The sequence below is a fragment of the Vibrio qingdaonensis genome (assembly GCF_026191675.1).
In the GTDB taxonomy this organism is placed as follows: domain Bacteria; phylum Pseudomonadota; class Gammaproteobacteria; order Enterobacterales; family Vibrionaceae; genus Vibrio; species Vibrio qingdaonensis.
In genome coordinates, this window is record NZ_JAKRRY010000018.1 from 45,819 (window position 1) to 55,355 (window position 9,537).

7 protein-coding genes are annotated in these 9,537 nt (G+C 43.1%); 5 read left to right on the plus strand and 2 right to left on the minus strand.

Translation table 11 applies throughout. The features are described 5' to 3' along the window. The first annotated feature begins 56 nt into the window (after window positions 1-56). Window positions 57-2,300, plus strand: coding sequence for a peptidase U32 family protein (locus MD535_RS14015; protein WP_265675649.1), 2,244 nt, complete (start codon window positions 57-59; stop codon window positions 2,298-2,300). Window positions 2,301-2,451: 151 nt separating this feature from the next. Here MD535_RS14015 and MD535_RS14020 read toward each other — a convergent pair whose 3' ends face one another. Then, the gene (locus tag MD535_RS14020) at window positions 2,452-4,263 is read right to left on the minus strand and encodes an ABC transporter ATP-binding protein/permease (protein WP_265675650.1); all 1,812 of its coding nucleotides are present in this window, start codon (window positions 4,261-4,263) and stop codon (window positions 2,452-2,454) included. Window positions 4,264-4,540: 277 nt separating this feature from the next. Between MD535_RS14020 and MD535_RS14025 the strand changes: the two genes are divergently transcribed. Continuing rightward, window positions 4,541-5,200 (plus strand): glutathione S-transferase, encoded by a 660-nt coding sequence (locus MD535_RS14025; RefSeq protein WP_265675680.1) that lies wholly within the window; start codon window positions 4,541-4,543, stop codon window positions 5,198-5,200. Between the two features lie 7 nt (window positions 5,201-5,207). On the opposite strand, the gene MD535_RS14030 is transcribed toward MD535_RS14025, so the two are convergent. Beyond that, a complete protein-coding gene (locus tag MD535_RS14030; protein WP_265675651.1) occupies window positions 5,208-5,645 on the minus strand; it encodes a hypothetical protein in 438 nt (145 codons plus the stop codon). Between the two features lie 517 nt (window positions 5,646-6,162). Here MD535_RS14030 and MD535_RS14035 point away from each other — a divergent pair. The 3 genes from MD535_RS14035 to MD535_RS14045 all read left to right on the plus strand — a co-directional run bounded on the left by MD535_RS14035 (window position 6,163) and on the right by MD535_RS14045 (window position 9,528). Next, window positions 6,163-7,578 carry an undecaprenyl-phosphate glucose phosphotransferase gene (locus MD535_RS14035; protein WP_265675652.1) on the plus strand — a complete coding sequence of 472 codons (1,416 nt, stop codon included), beginning with the start codon at window positions 6,163-6,165 and terminating at the stop codon, window positions 7,576-7,578. After that, the gene (locus MD535_RS14040; RefSeq protein ID WP_265675653.1) at window positions 7,562-8,866 is read left to right on the plus strand and encodes an outer membrane beta-barrel protein; all 1,305 of its coding nucleotides are present in this window, start codon (window positions 7,562-7,564) and stop codon (window positions 8,864-8,866) included. The genes MD535_RS14035 and MD535_RS14040 overlap by 17 nt, the downstream gene beginning before the upstream one ends. A gap of 152 nt (window positions 8,867-9,018) precedes the next feature. Next, on the plus strand, window positions 9,019-9,528 hold the full coding sequence (locus tag MD535_RS14045; protein WP_265675681.1) for a polysaccharide biosynthesis/export family protein: 510 nt from the start codon (window positions 9,019-9,021) through the stop codon (window positions 9,526-9,528). The last annotated feature ends 9 nt before the right edge of the window (window positions 9,529-9,537 follow it).

Below are 9,537 nucleotides of genomic sequence, written 5' to 3' on the forward strand. Positions count from 1 at the left end.
ATCTAGGTAGAATACGCCCTCAAAAAATGACAAGTCTAGCAAGTGAGCACTTTCGAATGAGCAGAAAAATTGAGTTATTGGCACCGGGCGGCGATGTAGAAGCCATCAAAGCAGCAATCGTTGCAGGCGCGAATGCCGTCTATTGTGGGTTGGACACTTTTAATGCTCGTAACCGAGCGTCGAACTTATCGCTTGATGAGTTAAATGGTGTCATTCGCCTCGCTCATGAATATGGCTGTGAGGTGTTCCTTACTCTGAATGTCGTTCTTCTTGAGTATGAGATTAAGAGCATTGTTAAGCTGCTTAATCAATTAGTGAACACGAAAGTTGATGGCATTATTGTTCAAGATTTAGGCTTGTTTGATTTGGTCAAGAAGCATTTCCCAACGTTAGATGTTCATGCTTCTACGCAGCTAACAACGCACAATGAAGGTCAAATTAAGTTCCTTTCTAAAATTGGTGCAACCCGCGTAAACCTGTCTCGCGAGTTAAATTTACCTGAAATAAAAATGCTGACGCAAGTGGCTCATGACCATGATGTTTTGACCGAAGTGTTTGTGCATGGTGCGCTGTGTATCGCGTTCTCTGGACAATGTTATTCAAGTTCAGTGAGTGTGGGTAACTCAGGAAACCGTGGTCGTTGTAGCCAAGCGTGTCGTGATGAGTATGAAATTACCAATGCGGGCAACAAATTCCCACTTAACTTAAAAGACAACTCGGCCTATTACGATTTACCAGAATTGGTTGATGCAAAAGTTGATTCATTGAAAGTTGAAGGCCGCATTAAAGGCGCGCACTACGTTTACACTGTGATTGATACATGGCGTAAACAGATTGATAGCTTTGTCGAAAAGGGGCTATTGATTGAAGACGACTCTAACTTGCACAAGGTATTTAACCGTGACTTTACTAACTCTTTCTTAAAAGGCAATTTAACGAAAGACATGTTTATCGACAACCCTCGTGATAACAGCGCTAACTATGCAGCTGAAAAGAAAGGGGCGATATCGGTTGTTCAGATCCAAGAAGTGAACAGTGAACTTCATGCGGATAAGAACGCGCTCGGCCAAGAAATGCGAGAAAAAATCGAGTTCTTAGACATTCGTAAAACACCTGTTACGTTAGTCTTTAGCGCTAAAGTGGGTCAACCGTTAACAGTGACGGTGAACTCTGATGCAGAAAGCTTTGCTGTGACATCGACATCGATTTTATCCGCTGCCGATGAGAAGTCGATTACTCAAGAGTTCTTACAGAAACGTTTTAAATCTCTTAAAAGTGCTGTTCATACTATTGAATCTTATGATTTCTCAGCTGTTGATGCGAACCTTTCCATTCCGTTTAGAGAAGTATCGGTAGTTAAAGATGAGATTGACTTTATTTTGAATGGCTCGGTAGCCGTCGTTAAACATGTCGATGTGCCAGCGTTGGAGAAGTTTGCAAAAGTGAATGACAAGCCGACGTTGTCAATGTTGATTGCCGATGAAAAAGATCTGCATTTATGTGATGTGACAGATGCTGATATTTACTTCAAATTGCCTGAAAGCTTCAAAAAGCGTAACAATAAATATATTGATATTCTTGCCGCTAACCCACGATTGATTCCTTGGTTCCCTGCTGTATTGATTGGTAAAGATTACGATGAAGCGGTACGTGTGTTAGAAGAAGTAAAACCAGCACGTATTGTGACTAATAACACGGGTATCGCGTATAAGGCCTACGAGATGGGTATTGAATGGGTGGCAGGTCCATTTATGAACACCACAAACTCCCACGCGCTTATTACATTAAAAGAAGAGTTGAACTGTGCGGGTGCGTTTATCTCTAACGAAATTAATCATGGCCAGATTCGTCATATTTCGCGTCCTGAAAACTTTAAGCTTTTCTACAGTATTTATCATCCAATTCTGATGATGACGAGCCGTCAGTGTTTCTTCCAACGCACAGTGGGTTGTAACAAGGCCGCGATAGAAGATGGCTGTATGCTTAAGTGTGAAAAAGCGACAACCATTACTAATGTGAAAGGTATCTCGTTCGCCGTTGATAAGCAGAAGGGCGGCTATCCAAGTATCTATAATCATGAACAATTCTTAAACTACGATATTGTGAATGACTTGTCTGGATTGTTTGACGAGTTCTTTATCGATCTGACTAATATCGGTGCGGGTTCAAAAGAGCGACAAGATAAAGTTGAGTTGATCAAACACTTCGAAGGTTTACTGGCGGGTGTTGAGGGCTCTCAACAACAGTTAGACCGTTTAGTTGAAGTTCGCACTAACGCTCAGTATGTGCAAGGGCTATAAGAAAGGGCTCGAGAAGCAAAACGGACGGGTTGTCGGTATTGTCTTATGTCCTAGTTCCTAGCGTGAGTGATGGCGATAACGACGAAGTCTTATAGAGCCCCTAATCAGAGTTGTCTGTTTGGGGGCTTTTTTGTGGTGAGTTAAGCTGTTATTAACGCTCTAACGGTTTGAATTGCAACTCGACCAGTCGTTGATATAGCTCGCAACTTTTAAACAGTGATTGATGATTCCCCACATCAACTAACTGTCCGTGCTCGAGTACCGCAATATTATCTGCATGTTGGATCGTTGATAATCGATGGGCTATGATAATGGTCGTTCTTCCCCGCATTAAGGCTTCAAGAGCTTGTTGTACATGGTGCTCACTTTCACTATCTAATGCGCTGGTCGCTTCGTCGAGTAGCAGTATATTTGGATCTTTTAAAATTGCGCGCGCGATGGCAATGCGTTGTCGTTGTCCTCCAGACAGCCTAACTCCTCGTTCTCCCAGAAAACTATGATACCCCTCGGGCAGGTTGATAATAAACTCGTGCGCATGGGCTTTTTTTGCAGCTTCAATCACTTGTTCGTCAGTGGCATCTGGGTTGCCATAACGTATATTATGGAAGACATCATGACTAAATAGGGCAGGTTGCTGAGGGACTAGCGCCATTTGTTTGCGTAGTTCGATGGGGTCAAAGTCACGAACGTCCAAGCCTCCTAATGTGATGGAACCTTGTTGAGGATCGTAAAAGCGTTGCAATAGTTCAAACAAGGTAGTTTTCCCAGCGCCAGAAGGACCGACTAACGCCAATACCTTGCCTTCTTCGGCATGCAACGTTAAATGGCGCGTGGCCGGTTCGTCGGGTCTAGAAGGGTAGTGGAACGTAACGTCATCAAAATGGACATCAGAAGACAGAACCTGACTCGTTAGAGCGTGGTTTATTGGCGCTATGATGTGGCTTTCCACTTGTAAAATCTCAATTAGCCTTTCAGTGGCACCTGCGGCGCGCTGCAGTTCTCCTAATACTTCGGAGATGGTCGCAAGTGAAGAGGCCACCATGATGGCGTAGAAAACAAACGCGCCAAGATCGCCTGCCGACATTGTGCCATTAATCACGTCACTTCCGCCGACCCAAAGCATGCCAGCAATCGCACTAAACACAATGACGATGACACCAGAGATCAAAATTGCTCGCTGTTTCACTCGTTGACGGCCAATTTCGTAGGCCTTTTCAACCTCTTTGGCGAACGCCGACCGTTCTTGTGCTTCATGACTATAGCTTTGCACAGTCTTAATATGCTCGATGGCTTCTCCTGCATAGCTACCAACATCGGCCATGGAGTCTTGGCTTTGACGAGATAATGCACGCACTCGTCGACCATATAATAAAATCGGGATTAGTATAAAAGGAACGGAAGCTAAAACAATCAGTGTTAATTTAATGTTGGTGGCAAACAACATGACAACCGCACCGATACACATGAGCGCACTGCGCATAGCCATTGAAAATGATGAACCAATGATACTTTGCAGTAAGGTCGTATCCGTTGTGATACGGGACATGATATCCCCACTACTATTGGTCTCGAAGTAACTGGGGTGCAGGGTGATAACATGGTTAAACACCGCCAAACGGATATCGGCGCTGACGCGCTCTCCAACTGAAGAGACCAAATAAAATCGGAAAAATGTGCCGATAGAAATGAGTAAAGTCACGATAAGAATGAACTGGATCGCGTACCCAAGATCTAGTATTGACTGTTGAGAAAACCCTTCGTCAATCAAGATTCGGACACCATGACCGACAGACAGCGTTAACGAGGCAGTAAAGACCAGCGCTACTAATGCTGCGATTACTTTCCATTTATAGGGGCGGATAAATGCCATCAATTCAAACAAAATTCCCAGATTTTTGCTCTTTGGCTGAGCGGGATTTTTGGCAACATTAACGGTGTTGGTAGATGCATCAGAAGATTGCATAGCGCGCCTTTTATACTGTCTTTGTTAGATAAGTTATTGGGGTGAAAGCCTTAAATAGCAAGTTCTAATTAACGGTTACTAATACAACGTTGATTTTGAACCCTAACGCTTATTGTGCAACACTAGTGTCAACAAGAGGAACCGTCATGAACGACTCTCATGTTTATAGCGATGAACTTCTTTCGGGTGAATGAGGCTCAGAACGGCCTTACTATGGGTGGCTTTAATATAAAAGTGGATATGAGATATGCCCTTGCAGGATGTAAAAACCGGTGCGATGCCCATACTGTATTCATTGCAGCACTGCCCCTATGCAATGCGAGCACGAATCGCGATATTTAGATCGCAGCAGAGGGTACTAATTAGAGCGATTAAGCTTAACAATAAACCTGAAGAGATGTTGTTAGCATCACCAAAGGGCAGTGTCCCTGTTTTGGTGGTAGGGCAAACCGTGCTTGAAGAAAGTTTGGAGATCATGTTGTGGGCGTTAGCCCAAGGCGATCCCGATGATTTACTTAACGTGATACAACCTCCATCATTACCAGAGATGCTCGGTCTGATTAGCCAATTTGAAGCAGAATTTGTCCCAGCGTTAGAGGCCTACAGCTGCGCAAAGCGATATCATGATGACAATTTAGAAGCTTGCCGTCAGCGCTGTGAAATTGTGCTATCCACACTAGAACAAAGGCTGTCAATGCATTCGTTTTTATTTTCAGAGTCTGAAAGTATACTCGATATCGCCATTATGCCTTTCGTTCGAAAATTTGCTCGTATTGAACGGCAGTGGTATTTGCAAAGCCCTTACCCGAATTTACGTCGTTGGCTGGACAGCTACTTGCAAAGTCGTATGTTTTCTAAAGTAATGGCAAAACATGAGTTGTGGTTAGAAAACCGACTCGACCTATATTTTGGTGATGATATCAATGCGAGACGTTAGATCTTGTTTATCTGCGTTTTAGTTTCCGTCCATCACGAATGTTGAGTGTCATTAGAGTTAAGTTGGTAAACCCCGCAACCAATTCGGTGATTTGCACAATATAAAAGGTGGTATCAAATTGTCCAAGTTGCGCAAGGTGATGCAAATAGACGGCGCAAGGTAGCAGCACAAATAGCCCATTTATAGCGATAAATGGCATGCGCTTTTTCTTATTACCAATTGGACTAGAGACCACTTTGGACGCCATCTTATTACCTGTTATTCCGGTGATAGCCATAGTAGGGATGAGTAGCCAAACCGCGTATAAAATAAAGGTTTTGACAGCTAAAATACTGTCAGTTGAAGCAAATAATTCGACGAATAAAGTGCTAAGGAAAAACGTCAGAATAATGCTAAAGCCAGTAATGGCTGCGATACGATGGATTATAGGTAGAGGGAATGTCATAACGTCGCCTTGTCGTTGTGGTGTACAGCTGAATAGATGAAGTGGTCTAGATTTACTCAATATTCTCTAATCATACACAAGAATTGCTGCGTACGCAATGGTTGCGCATGCATCTTTTGTGCTGTATCGGTCAGAGAAAACGGCGATTTGTAGGGTATAGCTGACACAAGGCGTGTTTCATTTAAGTAACCAAAGATTGCGTACAGGTATTCATTTTGTGAGCTTTTTAGATGTAAGTGAAAAATTCATTCACAAAATCAATACCTTCTGAAAATGTGGTTTATACTAATTTAGATAACTAGTGTGCAGTGAATGTGATTTTATAGAGGCTGGGTTTTAGGGCGGGCGAGTAATACGTTAGGCTCACCGTTAGAAATACATCAATGAAACCCAATGGGACGAGCAAAGTTCGCCCTTTATTCTATAGAATCATTCAGTTACGAATCCCCTTACGGTATGAGGATTGAAACCCTTATACTTTGCCTAACATCCTATGCAACGAGAGCTTTTTTCGCTTATGAACACAAAACGAGCCCTAAAAATTGCAGAAGACGGCTATGCACCATTATTTAAAGCCACGGACTTTTTGCTCATAAACTTATCTTTAGCAATGATTATTAATATGACGTTTGTTGGTGAGACAGCCATTGACGTAGCGGCCGGTTTTTTTGTCGCGACGTTCTTTTTGTTGTTTGGTGAGTATTGCCACTTATACCGTACTCACATTCGTCGACGCCTTGATTCTTCAATTATTCGCCTTATCGCGACGGCTTTTCTCACTTTGATTGCGATGGAAATTGTTAAATATAACGTAGAGGATTTAGCGGGAAGTCGAATAAGTCATTTTCGTGATGGTTTGTATTATATCTGGTTTTCCAGCGCGATATTATCCACCATTTTAATTCGAGTGATTGCCTTTACGATCTACCGACAGTGTTTTAAAAAATACAAGAAGGTAAAGCGAATCGCGATTGTCGGCTTGTCGCCAGCAGCGATAGCCTTGGAAAAACAACTGCTGACTTTCTATCGGCGTCAGGACATTGAAATTGAACTGTATGATGACCGAAGAGAAGAACGATTTGGCTACATGATTAAGTCTCGCTACGTAGGCAAAGTCGATGTGCTGGTTGAAAAGGCGCAACACAACCAAATCGATGAAGTGTATATCGCATTACCTATGGTCGCCAAAGCACGAATAATCAACTGCCTAACGCTTCTTTCTGATACCACCGTTGATACTTTTATGGTGCCTGATTTATACAGCTATAACCTCTCTGCCTCGCAATTTAAGTCTGTTGGTAATGTTCAAACGCTAAGTATTTTCGGCACACCATTTGATGGAATCGGTGGTGTGATTAAGCGTGTTGAAGATATTGCTTTGGCAAGTCTCATTTTACTCGTTATTACTCCAGTGCTTGCGTCCGTCGCGGTCGGCGTGAAATTAAGTTCTAAAGGTCCTATTTTGTTTAAACAAGATCGCTATGGTCTGGGCGGTAAAAAAATAAAGGTATGGAAATTTCGTTCTATGAATGTGATGGAGAACGGAGAGGATTTCAAACAGGCAACGCAATCGGACCCACGAGTGACTAAGTTTGGTGCGTTTATTCGTCGCACATCATTAGATGAGCTTCCGCAGTTTTTCAATGTGTTACAAGGTTCAATGTCTATCGTCGGACCGAGACCTCATGCTGTTGCACATAATGAGCAGTACCGAAAGATCGTCTCTAACTACATGATTAGGCATAAAATAAAGCCAGGGATAACAGGTTGGGCACAAATTAATGGCTATCGTGGGGAGACAGAAACCGTCGATAAAATGAGTAAGCGGGTTCAGTATGACATCGTTTATTTGCAGAATTGGTCGCTTTGGTTAGACATAAAAATCGTATTTCTGACGGTATTTAAAGGGTTTGTTAGTGAAAAGGCGTACTAGCCTATTAAGTATCAGTACTGTGATTTCACTCGGTTTGGTGAGTCACCTTTGTCACGCTGAGCTTACTCCCAAGTCGCATATTACGGTAGCGGGTATTGATGTGCAGTCACAGGTCGGCGTTGAGTATGGTCAAGATTCAAACGTGACATACCAAATTAACCCTATGAACGAGGTTGACTCCGCTTATACAAGGGTAATGCCTTATTTGCGTGCGGTAGGTGAGCGTGGAGAGGACCGGTATATGTTGGTGTACTCTGGTGATTATTCTCGCTATGACACTGCAAGCGATGATGATTACAGCGATCACTTTTTAATGTTTCAATCTTCGTTGAGGTTTGGCCTTAAGCATGGTGTTGATTGGTTTATCCAACAAGACTGGGCCCATGAAGAAAGAGGCACGGAGCTAACGGAAGGTTTCACTCCTACTCAATTTAATGCTTTCGGGGTGACAACACCGTTACAAAATCAGTTCCTAAACAGCGAATTACGATATAGCTATGGGGCGCCTGAGGGGCGAGGGAAATTAGACGTTGCTTGGCAAATTAAAGACATAACGTTTGATAATCTGGATGATGTACAAGGTGCGGATAGTGACTTTTATCATTATGTCAAAGAGCAAGAGTGGCAAGAAAATACCATCACGGCTGAGCTATTTGATCAGTACTCATCGCGTACACGGTTTCGATATAGTCTCATTAGCAATTTACGCAAATACGAGACAAATCCGGGTAAAAACTCTACCGAGCATTATGCCCTTGTCGGTTTGAAGTCTCATAGAACTGGAAAACTGATAGTCGAGGCCGATGTGGCGTGGTTGTATAAACGCTTTCCGAATAACAGCGAAGCACAATCCTTCAGCGGTTTAAATTGGGACGCCAATATTAACTGGCAACCAGTCAAACATTCAGAATGGTCGCTTTATGGTTGGCGAAGAGTCAAAGATCCAACGGAAGAAGGTGGTTATATTCTTCATACTAAAGTCGGTGTGTCGTGGAAACATCATTGGTGGGTTAAGCGGTTAAGTACTACGTTTGATTATGGGCGAGAAGCGGATAATTATCGGATACAACAGAACGATAGAAAGGATGATTTGGATATTGCGTCGTTCACCTTAGGGTATGATTTTCGGCCATCGATTCGGTTTGAGTTGAACTACCAATTTGCCCGCAAACGTTCGAATTACGACGAAGTGTTGTTTTTTATTGGCGATAGTTCTCAACGCCCCGTGATACGCCAGCTTGGTTATGACAAAAATACAATTGGATTGACACTAAAGGTACAGATTTAGAGATGAAGAAGATAAAACTACTGCTTGTAGGTTGCTGCGTGTTTATTAGTAGTATCTGTTTCGCTGCAACTGCAACTGCAACTGCAACTGCAACTGCAACTGCAAATGAGGCTACTACAGTGTCTGAGAAAGGCGTGCCAATTGCTGCACCGATGGCACAAGATAACAGTCACCAGACTCATGCTGCGTCAACACAGAGCGAGACTCGAGAGTATCTTTTAGGGCCTGGAGACATGATACGTATCTGGGTCTATGGGGAGAAAGAAATGTCTATGTCTTTGAAAATAGGTAAGCGTGGCGCTATTAATTTCCCTTACATTGGTTTAGTACAGCTTTCTGGAAGAACGACAGATGTGGTTGAGCATGACATTGAAACCCGTTTGAAAGCAGGGTTTGTCCGATCGCCAATGGTGACGGTCACCATGGAAGCGTTCCGCAAATTTTTCCTTCTTGGGGAAGTTGAAAATCCGAATGGCTATGAGTATGAGCCGCAACTCACGGTTGAACAAGCGATCGCGATGGCTGGTGGCTTCACCGACAGGGCAGACAGAGGTGATATCAATATTCGCCCGTCGGGGCAAAAAGAAATGATTAAGAAAGTCGACATGACCCATCCGGTGTACCCCGGTGATGTTGTTATTGTTGAGCAAAGCTTTTTCTAAGGTGAGTAA